Origin of the sequence: Enterobacter dykesii (assembly GCF_008364625.2) — a bacterium.
Taxonomy (GTDB): Bacteria; Pseudomonadota; Gammaproteobacteria; order Enterobacterales; family Enterobacteriaceae; genus Enterobacter; species Enterobacter dykesii.
The window spans coordinates 495,138-512,187 of record NZ_CP126604.1; the positions used below are offsets into that span (position 1 = coordinate 495,138).

Consider the following 17,050-nt stretch of genomic DNA (forward strand, 5'->3'; position numbering starts at 1 on the left):
GCTGTAAGAGGACAACGACGTGCGATTCCCGAACCAACGTTTAGCGCAACTTTTCGATCTGTTGCAAAACGAGACGCTGCCGCAGGACGAGCTGGCGCAGCGGCTGTCGGTCTCCACGCGAACCGTCCGTGCAGATATCACCGCCCTGAACGCGCTGCTGGCAAGCCACGGCGCGCAGTTTATATTGAGCCGGGGCAACGGCTATCAGCTTAAAATTGATGATGCCCAGCGCTACCAGCAGCTGCAGGCCTCCCACCCGCGCGCGCTGCGTATTCCCCGGACCGGGCCGGAGCGCGTGCATTATCTGGTGGTGCGTTTTCTGACCTCGGCATTTTCTCTTAAGCTCGAGGATCTGGCGGACGAGTGGTTCGTCAGCCGCGCCACGCTGCAAAGCGACATGGCCGAAGTCCGCGAGTGGTTCCACCGCTATAACCTGACGCTGGAAACGCGTCCTCGCCACGGCATGAAGCTGTTTGGCAGCGAGATGTCGACCCGCGCCTGCCTGACCGATCTGCTCTGGGAGCTGGCGCAGCAGGACAGCCTGAACCCGCTGGTGACCGACGTGGCGCTGAATGCAGGCGTGGCGGAGCAGATGGTGCCGGTGCTGCACGACGCCTTGACGCGTCATCACATCCGCCTGACCGACGAAGGCGAGCTGTTCCTGCGCCTGTACTGCGCGGTGTCGGTGCGGCGCATCAGCGAGGGCTATCCGCTGCCGGAATTCCACGCAGAAGACGTGGAAGAGAACGTGCGCGAGGCGGCGAAGGATATCGCCGTCACTATTCAGCACCTGGCGGGCAAAGCGCTTTCACCTTCAGAGGAGAGCTGGCTGTGCGTGCACATTGCGGCGCGGCAGATCCAGGAGATCGCGCCCAGCGCGATTAATGCCGATGACGACGAAGCGCTGGTCAACTACATCCTGCGCTACATCAACACCCACTATAACTACAACCTGCTTAGCGACGTGCAGCTGCACGCGGACCTGCTCACGCACATCAAAACCATGATCACCCGCGTGCGGTATCAAATCATGATCCCCAATCCGCTGCTGGATAACATCAAGCAGCACTACCCGATGGCGTGGGATATGACCCTTGCGGCGGTGTCGAGCTGGGGAAAATACACGCCGTATGCGATCAGCGAAAACGAGATTGGTTTCCTGGTGCTGCATATCGGCGTCGGGCTGGAGCGCCATTACAACATCGGCTACCAGCGCCAGCCGCGGGTGCTGCTGGTATGCGACGCCGGGAATGCCATGGTCCGCATGATCGAGGCGGTGCTCCAGCGCAAGTACCCGCAGATTGAGGTGGTCCGCACGCTCACCCTGCGCGAGTACGAGCTGGCGGAAACGATTGGCGAAGACTTTGTGATCGCCACCGCCCGCGTCAGCGAAAAGTCCAAACCGGTGGTGACGATCGCCCCATTCCCGACCGACTATCAGTTAGAGCAGATCGGCAAGCTGGTGCTGGTGGACCGCACCCGCCCGTGGATGCTGGATAAATACTTCGACGCGGCCCATTTCCGCATTATCGACAAGCCGATCGATCAGCAGACGCTGTTCCGCGAGCTGTGTGAACAGCTTGAGGCCGAAGGCTTTGTTGGCGCGGAGTTCCTGGATTCGGTTGTTGAGCGTGAAGCCATCGTCAGCACCATGCTCGGCGACGGTATTGCGCTCCCGCACTCCCTCGGCCTTTTAGCGCAGAAAACCGTGGTCTATACCGTGCTCGCCCCGCACGGCGTTCAGTGGGGAGACGAAACCGCGCACGTCATCTTCCTGCTCGCCATCAGCAAAAGCGAGTACGAAGAGGCGATGGCGATTTACGATATCTTCGTCACTTTCCTTCGTGAACGGGCGATGTCGCGGCTCTGTAGCTGCAGTGACTTTGCCGAATTTAAGGCGGTGGCAATGGAGAGTTTGAGCCGGTTTTGAGGTATGGGCGGACGGATAACATCCGCCTTTGATCATCGCAGATGATGCACAACCTGGTTACTGCTGCCGCGCCAGATCAGCGCCGGGTCTTTTAAATCCTGTACGAATTTGCCATCGACCAGGACGTTGATCAGATCCACCACTTCCATTTGCTGCGCGTTCAGCTCATCCAGCCTGTAGCCTGTCCAGACCCAGATATCTTTTCCCGCACACTCTGCACGAATGCGCTTCACCAGTTTCAGGATCTCCGGCACGTTTTGCGGGTGTAGGGGGTCGCCGCCGGAGAGCGAGATCCCCTGGCGTTTGATGCGCGTGTCGTTAAGGTCGTTGACGATCCGGTCTTCCATTTCGGCGGTGAACGGCATGCCGGAATTCAGGCGCCATGTGCTTTTGTTGTAACAGCCGGGGCATTCGTGAACGCAGCCAGAGACGAACAGGGTGCAGCGGGTGCCGGGGCCGTTGACGATGTCGACGGGGTAGTATTGGTGATAATTCATAGCGTTAACCTGATGCCCTCACCCCGGCCCTCTCCCACGGGGAGAGGGAGAAAACCGGAGTCAGGCTTAGCAATGTGCTCGATCGGTTCCCTCTCCCTTGAGGGAGAGGGGTAGGGTGAGGGGGAGAACCCTGCGCAGAACTTACCCGATCTGCCCATTCCCCAAATGCTTCACGCGACGCTTCACCTCTTCCTGCTTGCCGGCGTTAAACGGACGCGCGTCCGGGCTGCCGAGATAGCCGCACACGCGACGGGTCACGGAGACGCGAGCCGCATCGTGGTTGCCGCATTTCGGGCAGGTAAAGCCTTTGCTCGTACACTCAAACTCACCGGTAAAGCCGCACTCGTAGCACTCGTCGATTGGCGTGTTGGTCCCGTAATACGGCACGTGCTGATAGCTGTAATCCCACACGTCTTCCAGCGCCTTCAGGTTGTGCTGAATGTTCGGGTACTCGCCGTAGCAGATGAAGCCGCCGCTGGCGATCGGTGGATACGCCGCTTCGAAGTCGATCTTGTCGTACGGATTCACCTTTTTCTCCACGTCGAGGTGGAAGCTGTTGGTGTAATACCCTTTGTCGGTCACGCCTTCCACGATCCCGAACTCGGCGGTGTCCAGACGGCAGAAGCGGTCGCACAGGTTCTCGCTCGGCGTGCTGTAGAGGCTAAAGCCGTAGCCGGTCTCCTCTTTCCACTGGTCAACCGCGTCGCGCAGGCGCTGAACGATGGCGATGCCTTTTTCGCGCAGGGCCTCGCTGTCGTACATATGCGTATCGCCAGCCAATGCGTTAATGGTTTCGTGAATACCGATATAGCCCAGCGAAATGGACGCGCGACCGTTTTTGAAGATCTCAGACACGTCATCGTCCGCTTTCAGACGCACGCCGCAGGCCCCTTCCATATAGAGGATCGGCGCGACGCGGGCTTTGACCCCTTCCAGGCGCGCGATGCGGGTCATCAGCGCCTTACGCGCCAGCTGCAGGCGCTCGTCCAGCAGCGTCCAGAATTCAGCTTCATTACCTTTCGCCTCCAGCGCGATGCGCGGCAGGTTGAGGCTGATCACGCCCAGGTTGTTACGCCCGTCGTGGATCTGCTCGCCGTTTTCATCTTCGTACACGCCGAGGAAGCTGCGGCAGCCCATTGGCGTTTTAAACGAACCGGTGACTTTGACGACCTGATCGTAGTTCAGGATGTCCGGATACATGCGCTTGCTTGCGCATTCCAGCGCCAGCTGTTTAATGTCGTAGTTCGGATCGCCAAACTTGTGGTTCAGGCCGTCGCGGATAGCGAATACCAGTTTCGGGAACACCGCCGTTTTGCGGTTCTTGCCGAGGCCGGAAATGCGGTTGCGCAGGATGGACTGCTGGATCAGGCGAGATTCCCAGCTGGTGCCCAGACCAAACCCGAAGGTCACAAACGGCGTCTGGCCGTTGGCGGTGTGCAGCGTGTTCACCTCATACTCCAGCGACTGGAAGGCGTCGTAGCACTCTTTCTCGGTGCGGGAGTGCGCGTAGCCGTCGGCGTCCGGGATCTGCCACTCTTCGGCCGTTTTACGATGCTTGTTGAAGCTTGCCGTCACGAACGGGGCCAGCACTTCATCAATGCGGTTAATCGTGGTGCCGCCATAAATATGGCTGGCGACCTGGGCGATAATCTGCGCGGTGACCGCGGTGGCCGTGGAGATTGATTTTGGCGGTTCAATCTCGGCGTTACCCATTTTAAAACCGTGGGTCAGCATGCCCTTCAGGTCGATTAGCATGCAGTTGAACATCGGGAAGAACGGCGAATAGTCGAGATCGTGGTAGTGAATTTCACCGCGCTCGTGCGCCGAGACCACGTCGCGCGGCAGCAGATGCTGACGGGCATAGTGTTTGGCGACGATACCGGCCAGCAGGTCGCGCTGGGTCGGGATCACTTTACTGTCTTTGTTGGCGTTTTCATTGAGCAGGGCGGAGTTGGTCTGCTCCACCAGGCCACGGATCTCCTGGTTCAGACGACCGCGCTTCTCACGCTGCACGTCACGATCGTGACGGTACTCAATGTAGGCGCGCGCCAGCTGCTTGTAAGGCCCCGCCATCAGCTGGTTCTCAACCGCGGTCTGGATCTCACTGATATCGACCTGGCTGCGTTCGTTCATCTGGCTGCTAACGACTTCTGCGACGGTGGCGCAGTAATCTGCGTCATCGACTCCCGCTGCTTTAGCTGCACGCAGAATGGCTTCCTGGATGCGCTCTGATTTAAACGGCACTTTACAGCCATCACGTTTCATCACATGCGGTGTCATGATCACTCCATTTTTTGAAAACAGGTTATCCACAGAGGTGGAGAAGTAATAACCGGGCATATTCCCCGCCGGGCCAAAGACTTCCCGCGTTCCCAGCTTGTGTTATCCACAATTCCGGCCAGCGTAAGCGCCGTCTTGTTGTTGGAATAGTAGACGATAAATACAAGATGTTGGGTCGGCGTGCATTTTAAGTGCTACATATAGTGATTTGCATCAAACATGTTTGCGATTTATTTGATGCAGAACAAAGTAAAAAGACGAGAGTACAAACGGCGGGCGCTTCAGCGATTGTAAAGGCGCGAGAGAAAAATCTGATTATTTACTCAACAAAAACAGTAAAGTAAGCCGGGTGCTGAGCCGCACCCGGCAGAGAGAGTTACTGCTGCAACCACCAGACCGCTTCAAACGGACGGAGCAACGTAATTTGCGGTGCCGGATAGTTACTCATTAGCACCTGCGACTTAGCGCTGAGGGCGTCTGCCTGCCATTCCTGAGGCGTATTACTCAGGTTCGCCGCCACCATCAGCGTCTGCCCCTGCCACTGACGACGGTAGCACCAAAGAGAAGGATGTTCCGGCAGGAGATCCTCATAATCCCCCCACGTCAGCACCGGCAGAGTTTTGCGCAGGCTAATCAGCGACTGGTAGGTATAGAACACCGAATCCGGGTCGTCCAGCGCCGCGCGGGCGTTCACCGTCTCGTAGTTATCGCAGACGCCAATCCACGGCTCGCCCTCGGTAAAGCCCGCATTGTGCGACGCGTCCCACTGCATTGGGGTGCGGCCATTATCGCGGGACTTACTCGCCAGAATCGTCAGCAATTCATCCGGTTCGCGGCCGTTGGCGCGCAGTTCGGCGAACATGTTCAGGCTCTCCACGTCGCGGTAATCGGTGATGCGGCTGAAGTGCGGGTTGGTCATCCCCAGCTCTTCGCCCTGATAGATATACGGCGTGCCCTGCATGCCGTGCAGCACCATGCCGAGCATCTTTGCGGCCTGAACGCGGTATTCTCCTTCGTCACCGAAGCGCGACACGATGCGCGGCTGATCGTGATTACACCAGAACAGCGCGTTCCAGGCTTTGTTGTGCATCCCCTGCTGCCAGTGGCGGAAGAGGGTTTTTAGCGCCACGAAGTCCGGCTTCGCCTTCGTCCACTTTACGCCGCCGGGGTAGTCCACCTTCAGATGATGGAAGTTAAAGGTCATCGACAGCTCGCTTCCGTCGAGCGACGCGTACTGCTGGCAGTTCTCCAGCGAGGTCGAGGACATCTCGCCCACCGTCATCAGGTTGCGCGGGGTGAAGATGTCCCGGCTCATCTCCTGCAGATATTCGTGAACGCGCGGCCCGTCTGTGTAATAGCGGCGACCGTCTCCGGTGTTGTCGTCCGGGAAATCCTGAACTTTCGAAATCAGGTTAATCACGTCGAGACGCAAGCCGTCCACGCCGCGATCGGCCCAGAACTCGCACACTTTTTTCAGCTCGGCGCGCACTTCAGGGTTTTCCCAGTTGAGGTCAGCCTGCTCCGGGGCGAACAGGTGCAGGTAATACTGCTCGCTCTCGGCGTGCCAGCGCCAGGCGTTACCGCCGAACTTGGAGCGCCAGTTGTTGGGAAGCTGCTCCGGCGTACCGTCGCGCCAGATGTAGAACTGGCGGTACGGGCTCTCTTTGTTCAGCGACTCGCGGAACCAGGCGTGCTGCGTGGAGGTGTGGTTAAACACCATGTCCAGCACGATGCGGATGCCGCGCTCGTGGGCCCTGGAAACCAGCTCGTCGAAATCATCCAGCGTGCCGTACGCCGGGTCGATGGCGGTGTAATTCGCCACGTCGTAGCCGTTATCCACCTGCGGTGAGATATAAAACGGCGTCAGCCAGATGGCGTCGATGCCGAGGGTTTTCAGGTAGTCCAGACGCTGCGTCACGCCGCGCAGATCGCCGGTGCCGCTGCCGGTGGTATCCTGGAAACTCTTTGGGTAAATCTGATAGATGACGCCGTTCTGCCACCAGTGAGGAAGGGTATTCATAATGCGTTCCTGCAAATGCGAAGGGGCGCAACTGCGCCCCGAAAGAAGAAGTTAAACAATCTGCAGCGAGCCCTGACGGAACTTACGCTGGTAAACCACGGTGGTGAGCGCCATAGGGACGATAATCGCGATGGCCATCGCCAGGGCAAACACCTGCCAGTAAGCCGGCTGGATGGAGAGAATGCCCGGCAGGCCGCCGACGCCAATCCCGTTCGCCATCACGCCGTTCAGACCACACACCAGGCCCGCCAGACCGGAACCGATCATCGCGCAGAGCATCGGGAAACGGTATTTCAGGTTGATACCGTACATCGCCGGTTCGGTGACGCCGAGGTAGGCGGAGATGGCCGCCGGAACGGAGATCTCGCGTTCGTTGTGCTTGCGGCTGACGATGATGATGCCGGTCACCGCGGACGCCTGAGCAATGTTAGACAGGGCGATAATCGGCCAGACCGGCGTGCCGCCGAGGCTCTGGATCATCTGCATATCAATGGCCAGCGTGGTCTGATGCACGCCGGTGATCACCAGCGGGGCGTACAGGAAGCCAAACAGCGCGGCACCGATTGGGGCGAAGCTGCCGGTCATCAGGTGACGCACCGCGAAGGCTACGCCGTCGCCAATCATGCGGCCAAACGGACCGATAAAGGCATGCGCCAGGAACACCGCCAGAATCAGCGAGCAGACCGGCACCACCACCAGATAGAGGTAATCCGGCACGATGCGCTTCAGTCGCGTTTCAATAAAGCCCAGCGCCAGCCCCGCCAGCAGGGCCGGAATGACCTGCGCCTGATAGCCCACTTTGGCGATGGTAAACAGGCCGAAGTTCCACACCTCAGGCACTTGCTGACCAAGTAAGTAAGCGTTCATTAACTGTGGAGAGACCAGCGTGACGCCCAGCACGATACCGAGAATCGGCGTGCCGCCCATCTTGCGCACCGCGGACCAGCAAATCCCGACCGGCAGATAGAAGAAGATCGCCTCGCCAATCAGCCACAGGAAATCGTAAACGGTTTTCAGCGCCGGATACATCTGCGCCAGCGTTTTGCCGTCGCTCATCGGCACATCGCCGATGACGTTACGGAAGCCTAAGATTAAGCCCCCGCTGATCAGCGCGGGCAGCAGCGGGAAGAAAATTTCCGCGAAGTGGGAAATCAGCTGCTCGTGCCACTTCATATTCTGGCGCGCGGCCTTCTTCGCCTGCTCTTTATCGGCGGAGGAGTGCCCGGTTGTCGCCAGCAGAGCCTGATAGTAATCGCCCACTTCGGTACCAATAACGACCTGGAACTGCCCGGCGTTGGTGAAGCAGCCTTTGACCATGGAAAGTTCTTCAATGGCTTTCGGGTTGGCTTTGGCCGGATCGTTCAGCACGAAGCGCAGGCGGGTAATGCAATGGCTGACGGTAGCGATGTTTTCGCGGCCGCCGACCAGGACGATCAGCCGATCGATATCTGCTTGTTTGACTTTACTCATCATGAAACCTCATGACAGATGGTGAGGGGGTGTAATGACCTGAGCGCAAGCCTACTCCTTCAGCGTGACGGCGAAAATGGGAACGTTCCCGAAATCAGGCGAAGATCACAATAATCTGTTTTAGAGGGGTTACGAAAGGTGAGCGGGAATGACGATCTGACGGGGCTCTGAACGCCCGTTTATCTGCTCGATCAGCTGCGCGGCGGCCTGTCTGCCGGACTCGGCGTAGCCCGGATCGACGGTGATGATCTCCGGGTGCAGGAACTTCATCAGCGGCGTGCTGCCGACGCTCGCCACCTGCAGGTTATCGATGCGCTGCTCCTGTAGATATTTGCTGGCACCCAGCGCCAGGGTATCCGTGGCGCACACCAGCGCCGTGGTCTGCGGCGTCAGTACGCTGGCGACCTGCTCGTAGCCCTGCTTCATGCCCAGCCCCGGCAGGGAGGCCACGGCGGAGAGATTGTGCTGTTTGCAAAAGGCCAGATACGCCTCGTGGCGGCGCTTGCCGGTGGTAACGTCCGCGTGCGGCACGCCCAGATAGCTGATGTGGCGATGGCCTTGCTCGTACAGACGCTGCATCAGGGTCACGATTGCCCCTTCATCGTCGTAGCAGACGGAGGCAAACCCGTGTGCATCGCGTGCCAGCAGAACCAGCGAAGGCTGCCAGGGTTTCAGCATCTCGTCCTTAATGCCGGTAAAACCGAACAGCACCACGCCATCAATGTTGCGCCGCTGGAGCATCCCCAGATGCTCTTCAACCAGCTGCACAGAGAACTGGCTCTCCATCATGATCGGATCATACCCCTGCTCGTAGAAGGCGGGCAGCATGGTCTGCACGGCGAGGTTTTCAGACAGAGAGTCCAGACGCGAGACAATGATGGCGACGACTTTGTCACTCTGCCCGCGCATGGCGCGCGCGGAGCGGGAAGGGGAAAAACCGTGCTGATTCATGACCGCCTCAACGCGCTCGCGGGTGCGTTCGCTGACGCCGCTTTCGTTGTTCAGCACGCGCGAGACGGTCGATTTCCCCACGCCGCTTAAACGCGCGATGTCTTTAATCGTAAGGCGGTTCTGCATGCTGTATTCCCTGTAACAACGACGATGTAGTGAATTGAGCCTAATGCTATAGCGCGATTTCGCTATGGGCAAAGTCTGGTTTACGTTCGGTTTATTTGCAGGGGGGTATAATACCGCCCGAATAGCCATATAGGGTACGCTTAAATCCTTATACTGCGCGGCGACACCCTACTTTTTACTTACCGGAGGCTTCATGGATCCCGATCCCACACCTCTCCTGAACGGGAGAATGCGTTCTTTCCGGTAAGCCAGCTTTTGCTGTCTCACCGGCGTGAGGCAGCAACGTCTTAAACGTTCCTGCTTGAAAAATAAAGTGCCTCTCAGGTACGGCTTTGCCACGCCTGAAGGAATTGCTGCGTCCGCCCTGGCGGATGCGGAGGAATGATTATGTTTAAAAATATCACCCGGCAGCTGCAGGCGCTGCTGAGCCGCCACCTGCCACAACGTCTTGTTCAGCGCGACCCGCTGCCCAATGCCAAAAACATGGCGGGGGCGGCGATCCCCGCGTCCCTGACCGAACGCTGCCTGAACGTGGCGGCGATGGATGAAAACGAAGTCTGGCGCGCGTTCGGCGGACACCCGGAAGGGCTAAACGCTACCGAAGTGGAAAAAATCCGCGCCGTGCACGGCGATAACCAGATCCCGGCGCAAAAGCCGTCTCCGTGGTGGGTGCACCTGTGGCTCTGCTACCGCAACCCGTTCAACCTGCTGCTGACCGTGCTCGGCCTCATCTCTTACGCGACGGAAGATCTGTTTGCCGCAGGCGTCATTGCCCTGATGGTCGGTATCTCCACGCTGCTGAACTTCATTCAGGAAGCCCGCTCCACCAAAGCGGCGGATGCCCTGAAGGCGATGGTCAGCAACACCGCGACCGTCTCCCGCGTGATTAACGATCTCGGCGAAAACGCCTGGGTGGAGCTGCCTATCGACCAGCTGGTGCCGGGCGATCTGGTCAAGCTGGCGGCGGGGGACATGATTCCGGCGGATTTACGCATCATCCAGGCACGCGATCTTTTCGTTGCGCAGGCCTCGCTGACCGGGGAATCCCTGCCCGTTGAAAAGGTAGCGCGCAGCCGCGACCCGCAGCAGATGAACCCGCTCGAGTGCGACACCCTGTGCTTTATGGGCACCACGGTGGTCAGCGGCACCGCGCAGGCGATTGTTACCGCCACCGGGGGCAACACCTGGTTTGGACAGCTTGCCGGGCGCGTCAGCGAGCAGGAGAGCGAGCCGAACGCCTTCCAGAGAGGCATTGGCCGCGTCAGCATGCTGCTGATCCGCTTTATGATGGTGATGACGCCGATCGTGCTGCTGATCAACGGCTACACCAAAGGCGACTGGTGGGAAGCGGCCCTGTTCGCGCTCTCCGTGGCCGTTGGCCTGACGCCGGAAATGCTGCCGATGATCGTCACCTCCACGCTGGCGCGCGGGGCGGTGAAGCTCTCTAAACAGAAAGTGATCGTCAAACACCTCGACGCCATTCAGAACTTTGGCGCGATGGACATCCTCTGCACCGATAAAACCGGCACCCTGACGCAGGACAAAATCGTGCTGGAGAACCACACCGATATCTCCGGCAAAACCAGCGAGCGCGTCCTGCACAGCGCGTGGCTGAACAGCCATTACCAGACCGGGCTGAAAAACCTGCTCGACGTCGCGGTGCTGGAAGGGGTGGACGAGGAATCCGCCCGCACGCTCTCCGGCCGCTGGCAGAAGGTAGATGAGATCCCGTTCGACTTTGAGCGCCGCCGTATGTCTGTGGTGGTGAGCGAGCAGACGGACGTGCACCAGCTGATCTGCAAAGGGGCGCTGCAGGAGATCCTCAACGTGTCGACGCAGGTTCGCTATAACGGCGACATCGTGCCGCTGGACGACACCATGCTGCGCCGCATCAAGCGCGTCACCGACAACCTGAACCGTCAGGGGCTGCGCGTCGTGGCGGTCGCGAGCAAGTCCCTGCCCGCGCGCGAGGGTGACTATCAGCGTATCGACGAATCCGATCTGATCCTCGAGGGTTACATCGCCTTCCTCGATCCGCCGAAAGAGACCACCGCACCGGCGCTGAAGGCGCTGAAGGCGAGCGGTATTACCGTGAAAATCCTTACCGGCGACAGCGAGCTGGTGGCGGCGAAAGTGTGCCATGAAGTGGGGCTGGACGCGGGCGACGTGGTGGTGGGGAGCGATATTGAACATCTCTCTGATGACGAGCTGGCGAAGCTTGTCCAGCGTACCACGCTGTTTGCCCGCCTGACGCCGATGCACAAAGAGCGCATCGTCACCCTGCTTAAGCGCGAAGGGCACGTGGTGGGCTTTATGGGCGACGGCATCAACGACGCGCCCGCGCTGCGTGCGGCGGATATCGGTATCTCCGTCGATGGCGCGGTGGATATCGCCCGCGAGGCGGCGGATATTATCCTGCTGGAAAAGAGCCTGATGGTGCTGGAGGAGGGCGTGATCGAAGGGCGCCGCACCTTCGCCAACATGCTCAAGTACATCAAAATGACCGCCAGCTCCAACTTCGGTAACGTCTTCAGCGTGCTGGTGGCGAGCGCGTTTCTGCCGTTCCTGCCGATGCTGCCGCTGCACCTGCTGATCCAGAACCTGATGTACGACGTGTCTCAGGTGGCGATCCCGTTTGATAACGTAGACGACGAGCAGATCCAGAAGCCGCAGCACTGGAACCCGGCGGATTTAGGGCGCTTTATGCTGTTCTTTGGCCCGATCAGCTCCATCTTCGATATCCTGACCTTCTGCCTGATGTGGTTTGTGTTCCACGCCAACACCCCGGAACACCAGACGCTGTTCCAGTCCGGCTGGTTCGTGGTAGGTCTGCTGTCGCAGACGCTGATTGTGCATATGATCCGCACCCGCCGCATTCCGTTCATCCAGAGCCGCGCCGCGTGGCCGCTGATTGTGATGACGGGGATTGTGATGGCATTGGGCATCGCGCTGCCGTTCTCCCCGCTGGCGAGCTACCTGCAGCTGCAGGCGCTGCCGCTGAGCTACTTCCCGTGGCTGGTGGCGATCCTCGCGGGCTATATGGTGCTGACCCAGATGGTGAAAGGATTCTATGCGCGTCGGTACGGGTGGCAGTAACGGCAGCGCCGCCGGGCAGCTAGCTTTCCTCCCAAATTCAACAACCTGTGATCTCCGTCGGCGCATTCGCTTGACGACAAATTGAGCGCATGTTAACAGAATGTTTTGCCTTTATTTGGCCCGTCAGATAAGGAACATTCATGTTACGGTACAGTCTCTTAACCGCCGGGCTGATGCTCGGCGCCTCTGCCTTTGCCGCCCCGGCAGGCGATCTCCCCCTGATGCCCTGGCCTGCGAAGGTTGAACGCCCGACGACCCAGGGCGCGCTGGTGCTCAGCAACAACGTATCCATTAGCGTCAGCGGGGACGATCTCGGTGACGCCGTCAACCGCCTGCGCCAGCGCATTGCCCTGCAAACCGGCTGGACGCTGCAGCCGCAGGCTGAAAAGCCAGACAAACCGACTATCCGCATTGCCATCGCTAAAAAGGTAAAACCGCAGCCGCTGCCGGACAGCGATGAAAGCTATAGGCTCACGGTAGACGCCAACGGCGTCGATATCTCCGCTAACACCCGCTTCGGCGCGCTGCGCGCCATGGAAACGCTGCTCCAGCTGATGCAGAACGGCGCGGAAAACACCTCGCTGCCGTGGGTCACCATTGAAGATTCGCCGCGCTTCCCGTGGCGTGGGCTGCTGCTCGACTCGGCGCGTCACTTTATCCCGCTGTCGGATATCAAACGTCAGATCGACGGCATGGCCGCGGCGAAGCTCAACGTCCTGCACTGGCACCTGACCGACGACCAGGGCTGGCGTTTCAGCTCGAAGCGCTATCCTAAGCTGACGCAGCTTGCCAGCGACGGGCTGTTCTACACGCCTGAACAGATGCGTGAGGTGGTGCGCTACGCCGCCGAGCGCGGTATCCGCGTGGTGCCGGAGATCGACATGCCGGGCCACGCCTCGGCGATTGCCGTAGCCTATCCGGAGCTGATGAGCGCCCCGGGGCCATACGCAATGGAGCGCCACTGGGGCGTGCTGAAGCCGGTGCTGGATCCCACAAAAGAGGCAACCTACGCCTTTGCTGACGCGATGGTTAGCGAACTGGCGGCGATCTTCCCCGATCCGTATCTGCATATCGGCGGTGACGAGGTGGATGACACCCAGTGGAAAGCGAACCCGGCCATTCAACAGTTTATGCGCGACAACAGGCTGGCGGACAGCCACGCGCTGCAGGCGTACTTCAACCGTAAACTGGAGACGATCCTTGAGAAGCATCACCGGCAGATGGTCGGCTGGGACGAGATCTACCATCCCGACCTGCCGAAAAGCATTCTGATCCAGTCCTGGCAGGGCCAGGACGCGCTGGGGCAGGTGGCGCAGAACGGCTACAAGGGCATTCTCTCCACCGGTTTCTATCTCGACCAGCCCCAGTCCACCGCCTATCACTACCGCAACGAAATTGTCCCGCAGGGTCTGAACGGCGTGGATGTGATTGCAGACACCGACAGCGTCCAGAGCTGGGCCTTTTCCATGCCGCGCCTGAAGGGCAAGCCGGTGGAGGGGAGCTTCACGCTGGTGAAAGGGGACGCAGGCTGGCGCGGATTTATTGATTTTGCCGGGAAATCGCGCCGCGCGGTGCAGGATATTGAATGGCGTGACGACAACCAGGTGACCTTCACCGTCGACACCTGGATGGGCGAGACGCGCCCGGTGGTCTCCGTCGATAACGACAAGCTCACCGGCTATTTCCTGGTGGGGAATACGCGTTACCCAATCAGCGGCACGCGTCTGGACGCGGTGCCGAAAGGCATTCCGCCCGTCGTGCCGGACGTGGCGAATCAGGCCAACCTGCTCGGCGGTGAAGCCGCGCTGTGGGCGGAAAACGTGGTGGCGCCGGTGCTGGATATCCGCCTGTGGCCGCGCACCTTTGCGGTGGCGGAGCGGCTGTGGTCCGCGCAGGACGTCAACGATGTCGACAACATGTACACCCGCCTGCAGGCGATGGACAGCTGGTCGACGGTGTCGGTCGGGCTGCAGCAGCATACCCAGCAGCAGGTGCAGTTCACGCGCCTTGCCGGTAATGCCGACACGCTGCCGCTGCAGATCCTCGCGCAGGCGGTAGAGCCCGCGCAGTATTACACCCGCCAGCACCTGAAGTTCCAGGCCGGAAACTACCATCAGTTCGAACCGCTCAACCGCTTCGCCGATGCGCTGAACGCCGAAAGCGCCACCGTGCGCCAGATGAACAAATGGGCGGACCGCCTGGTGAGCGATGCGGAAGACGCGGAAAGCGCCGACGCGCTGCGCCACGTTTTCAATCGGTGGCAGAACAACACCAGCGACGCGCTGGCGCTAAGCGAAAACAGCTATCAGCTGAAGGGGATGAAGCCAGTGATTCAGGAGGTGGATAAGCTGGCCTCCATTGGCCTGAGGCTGACGGATCTGGTGGCGCGCCAGGGCACGCTGGATGATAAAGAGATAGCCTCGATTCAGAGCGAGCTGGATAACGCGGCGAAGGTTCAGGACGAGGTGGTGATTGCGGCGGTCTATCCGCTGGAGACGCTGCTCAGGGCGACGAGGAATCAGTAGCAAGCAACAAAAAAGGCAGCCCGGGCTGCCTTTTTTATCGCCAAAGCGAATTAGCGACGTACCGCAATCGCTTCGATTTCAATTTTCACGTCTTTTGGCAGACGGGCCACTTCCACGCAGGAGCGCGCCGGGAAGGTGGCGTTGTGCTCGGTGAAGAACGCTTCGTAAGTGGCGTTAACGGTCGCGAAATCGTTCAGATCCTTCACGAAAACGGTGGTTTTCACGATATCGCCCACTTTCAGACCGGCAGATTCAACGATAGCCTGCACGTTTTCCAGCGACTGACGCGCCTGTGCCGCGACGTCTTCCGGCACCGCGCCGGTTTTTGGGTTCACCGGGATCTGACCGGAAGTGATGATCATGCTACCCAGATCAACGCCCTGAACGTAAGGGCCGATAGCCGCTGGTGCATTTTCCGTCGCGAGTACTTTGCTCATGTTTTCTCCAGAATTACAGCGTTAAGAATGTTCCCGGCCATTATAACAGCCGGGATTTCATTACCAACCTCAATTAGTTGGCCAGCACCACATAATGAGAAAACTCTTTTTCACAGTATTTGCATTTGAGCGCGATGTCATCGGCGCGTTTTTTCACTGCAAAACTGGAAGAAACCGGCTCAGCGTGACTGATGCAGTTGCTGTTCGGGCAGACCAGCACGCTTTCGATGCGATCCGGCAGGCTCGGGCGGGATTTACCGACAACTTCATACTCGTCGATGCGGTTGACGGTGGCGTCCGGCGCGTACAGCGACAGCTGGTTGACCTGCTCGTCGGTCAGGAAGGTGTTCTCGATTTTAATCAGGTCCTTGCGGCCCATCTCGCCCGACGGCAGGTTCAGGCCGATGGTGATGCGCTGGTCGGTTTCGGTCAGTTTGAACAGCGTCAGCAGCTTAAAGCCCACCTGCGCAGGGATGTGGTCAATCACGGTGCCGCGCTTGATGGCTTCAACCTGGAGTTTGTTATCGTGTGTCATGGTCGTTTCCCCTTACAGTGCCAATTCGCGATTCAGAACCAGTGCCAGTAACGCCTGGCGGGCGAAGATGCCGTTTCCGGCCTGCTGGAAGTACCAGGCGTGCGGCGTCTTGTCCACGTCTGTGGTGATCTCATCGATGCGCGGAAGCGGGTGCAGCACCTTCATGTTGTCGCGCGCGCCCTCAAGGTCGCTGGCGCGCAGCACGAACTGCGCCTTCACGTTGGCGTACTCGGACGGATCCAGACGCTCTTTCTGCACGCGGGTCATGTACAGAATATCCACGTGGCTCATCACCTCTTCGATGCTGGCGTGCAGGCTCCACTGAATGCCTTTCTCATCCAGCATGTCGAGAATGTATTGTGGCATCGCCAGCGCGTCAGGCGCGATGAAGAAGAAGCGGTTGCCGTTAAATTTCGCCAGCGCCTGGGTCAGGGAGTGGACGGTGCGGCCATACTTCAGGTCGCCAACCATGGCGATGTTCAGGTTCTCGAGCTTGCCCTGCGTCTCCTGAATGGTGAACAGATCCAGCAGGGTCTGCGTCGGATGCTGGTTGGCACCGTCACCGGCGTTCAGCACCGGAATGCCGCCGGAGAACTCGGTCGCCAGGCGCGCCGCGCCCTCCTGCGGATGACGCATCACAATCGCGTCGACGTAGGTGCTGATTACTGAAATGGTATCCGCCAGGGTTTCGCCTTTTTTACCCAGCGACGTGTTGCTGCTGTCCGAGAAGCCCACCACGCTCGCGCCCAGGCGGTGCATGGAGGTCTCAAAGGAGAGACGGGTGCGGGTCGAGGCTTCAAAGAAGCAGCTCGCAATCACCTTGTGCTTCAGCAGCTCCGGTTGCGGATTGGCCTTCAGTTTTGCCGCGGTTTCCAGAACCAGTTCCAGCTCTTCGCGGCTGAGGTCGTTTATGGAAATGATGTGTTTTTGATAAAGCGGATTCATGTTTATCTCCTGACGCCGGGCAAAAAAAAGCCCCTCAAATGAGGGGCTCTGGGAATAGATTTAGCAACGGGAAGAAAAACGGCAGGCCAGCGTCTGATTTCAGACGCGGTAAGACGTTATGTCGTACACGCTTGACCATGCTTCCTCCCGGCAAATTGTCGGGCATTATACGCAGCTCGCTTTTGGGATCAAGCGATTTAATGCACGCTTTACTCAATGCAAACGGTTCTTTATGAAT

At 59.2% G+C, this 17,050-nt stretch carries 12 protein-coding genes and 1 pseudogene; 4 read left to right on the forward strand and 9 right to left on the reverse strand.

What is annotated here, in order from left to right; all coding sequences use genetic code 11:
* The first annotated feature begins 19 nt into the window (after positions 1-19).
* On the forward strand, positions 20-1,930 hold the full coding sequence (locus tag F0320_RS02285) for a BglG family transcription antiterminator (RefSeq protein ID WP_126328944.1): 1,911 nt from the start codon (positions 20-22) through the stop codon (positions 1,928-1,930).
* A 32-nt stretch (positions 1,931-1,962) separates the two neighbouring features.
* Here F0320_RS02285 and nrdG read toward each other — a convergent pair whose 3' ends face one another.
* From nrdG to treR, 5 genes are all read right to left on the reverse strand, one after another.
* A complete protein-coding gene (nrdG, locus tag F0320_RS02290; RefSeq protein WP_126328943.1) occupies positions 1,963-2,427 on the reverse strand; it encodes an anaerobic ribonucleoside-triphosphate reductase-activating protein in 465 nt (154 codons plus the stop codon).
* 141 nt (positions 2,428-2,568) lie between these two features.
* On the reverse strand, positions 2,569-4,707 hold the full coding sequence (gene nrdD, locus F0320_RS02295; RefSeq protein WP_032662478.1) for an anaerobic ribonucleoside-triphosphate reductase: 2,139 nt from the start codon (positions 4,705-4,707) through the stop codon (positions 2,569-2,571).
* Positions 4,708-5,083: 376 nt separating this feature from the next.
* Entirely contained in the window at positions 5,084-6,727 is a 1,644-nt protein-coding gene (gene treC / locus F0320_RS02300; RefSeq protein ID WP_126328942.1) for an alpha,alpha-phosphotrehalase, read from the reverse strand.
* A gap of 51 nt (positions 6,728-6,778) precedes the next feature.
* Positions 6,779-8,197, reverse strand: coding sequence for a PTS trehalose transporter subunit IIBC (gene treB / locus F0320_RS02305; protein WP_029739268.1), 1,419 nt, complete (start codon positions 8,195-8,197; stop codon positions 6,779-6,781).
* 129 nt (positions 8,198-8,326) lie between these two features.
* Positions 8,327-9,274 carry a trehalose operon repressor TreR gene (gene treR / locus F0320_RS02310; RefSeq protein ID WP_126328941.1) on the reverse strand — a complete coding sequence of 316 codons (948 nt, stop codon included), beginning with the start codon at positions 9,272-9,274 and terminating at the stop codon, positions 8,327-8,329.
* 387 nt (positions 9,275-9,661) lie between these two features.
* On the opposite strand from treR, the gene mgtA reads away from it, so the two are divergent.
* Together mgtA and F0320_RS02320 are read left to right on the forward strand one after the other, a co-directional pair.
* Positions 9,662-12,370 carry a magnesium-translocating P-type ATPase gene (gene mgtA, locus F0320_RS02315; RefSeq protein WP_126328940.1) on the forward strand — a complete coding sequence of 903 codons (2,709 nt, stop codon included), beginning with the start codon at positions 9,662-9,664 and terminating at the stop codon, positions 12,368-12,370.
* Between the two features lie 140 nt (positions 12,371-12,510).
* Positions 12,511-14,895 carry a beta-N-acetylhexosaminidase gene (locus F0320_RS02320; RefSeq protein ID WP_126328939.1) on the forward strand — a complete coding sequence of 795 codons (2,385 nt, stop codon included), beginning with the start codon at positions 12,511-12,513 and terminating at the stop codon, positions 14,893-14,895.
* Positions 14,896-14,945: 50 nt separating this feature from the next.
* Here F0320_RS02320 and ridA read toward each other — a convergent pair whose 3' ends face one another.
* The 4 genes from ridA to F0320_RS02340 all read right to left on the reverse strand — a co-directional run bounded on the left by ridA (position 14,946) and on the right by F0320_RS02340 (position 16,951).
* On the reverse strand, positions 14,946-15,332 hold the full coding sequence (gene ridA / locus F0320_RS02325) for a 2-iminobutanoate/2-iminopropanoate deaminase (protein ID WP_008501391.1): 387 nt from the start codon (positions 15,330-15,332) through the stop codon (positions 14,946-14,948).
* Between the two features lie 73 nt (positions 15,333-15,405).
* On the reverse strand, positions 15,406-15,867 hold the full coding sequence (gene pyrI / locus F0320_RS02330; RefSeq protein WP_023310197.1) for an aspartate carbamoyltransferase regulatory subunit: 462 nt from the start codon (positions 15,865-15,867) through the stop codon (positions 15,406-15,408).
* A 12-nt stretch (positions 15,868-15,879) separates the two neighbouring features.
* Positions 15,880-16,812, reverse strand: a complete 933-nt coding sequence (gene pyrB, locus F0320_RS02335) for an aspartate carbamoyltransferase (protein WP_023310198.1) — start codon at positions 16,810-16,812, stop codon at positions 15,880-15,882.
* A 34-nt stretch (positions 16,813-16,846) separates the two neighbouring features.
* On the reverse strand, positions 16,847-16,951 hold the full coding sequence (locus tag F0320_RS02340; protein WP_022646880.1) for a pyrBI operon leader peptide: 105 nt from the start codon (positions 16,949-16,951) through the stop codon (positions 16,847-16,849).
* Between F0320_RS02340 and F0320_RS02345 the strand changes: the two are divergent.
* Positions 16,931-17,048, forward strand: a pseudogene (locus tag F0320_RS02345) (hypothetical protein). The gene F0320_RS02340 and the pseudogene F0320_RS02345 overlap by 21 nt on opposite strands.
* Positions 17,049-17,050 lie beyond the last annotated feature (2 nt).

Bases quoted from the DNA above. Each gene is read 5' to 3' on its own strand.
- F0320_RS02320 (WP_126328939.1), top strand. From the start codon at position 12,511: ATGTTACGGTACAGTCTCTTAACCGCCGGGCTGATGCTCGGCGCCTCT.
- pyrB (WP_023310198.1), bottom strand. From the start codon at position 16,812: ATGAATCCGCTTTATCAAAAACACATCATTTCCATAAACGACCTCAGC.
- treC (WP_126328942.1), bottom strand. From the start codon at position 6,727: ATGAATACCCTTCCTCACTGGTGGCAGAACGGCGTCATCTATCAGATT.
- treR (WP_126328941.1), bottom strand. From the start codon at position 9,274: ATGCAGAACCGCCTTACGATTAAAGACATCGCGCGTTTAAGCGGCGTG.
- ridA (WP_008501391.1), bottom strand. From the start codon at position 15,332: ATGAGCAAAGTACTCGCGACGGAAAATGCACCAGCGGCTATCGGCCCT.
- nrdD (WP_032662478.1), bottom strand. From the start codon at position 4,707: ATGACACCGCATGTGATGAAACGTGATGGCTGTAAAGTGCCGTTTAAA.
- F0320_RS02340 (WP_022646880.1), bottom strand. From the start codon at position 16,951: ATGGTCAAGCGTGTACGACATAACGTCTTACCGCGTCTGAAATCAGAC.
- treB (WP_029739268.1), bottom strand. From the start codon at position 8,197: ATGAGTAAAGTCAAACAAGCAGATATCGATCGGCTGATCGTCCTGGTC.
- mgtA (WP_126328940.1), top strand. From the start codon at position 9,662: ATGTTTAAAAATATCACCCGGCAGCTGCAGGCGCTGCTGAGCCGCCAC.
- pyrI (WP_023310197.1), bottom strand. From the start codon at position 15,867: ATGACACACGATAACAAACTCCAGGTTGAAGCCATCAAGCGCGGCACC.
- nrdG (WP_126328943.1), bottom strand. From the start codon at position 2,427: ATGAATTATCACCAATACTACCCCGTCGACATCGTCAACGGCCCCGGC.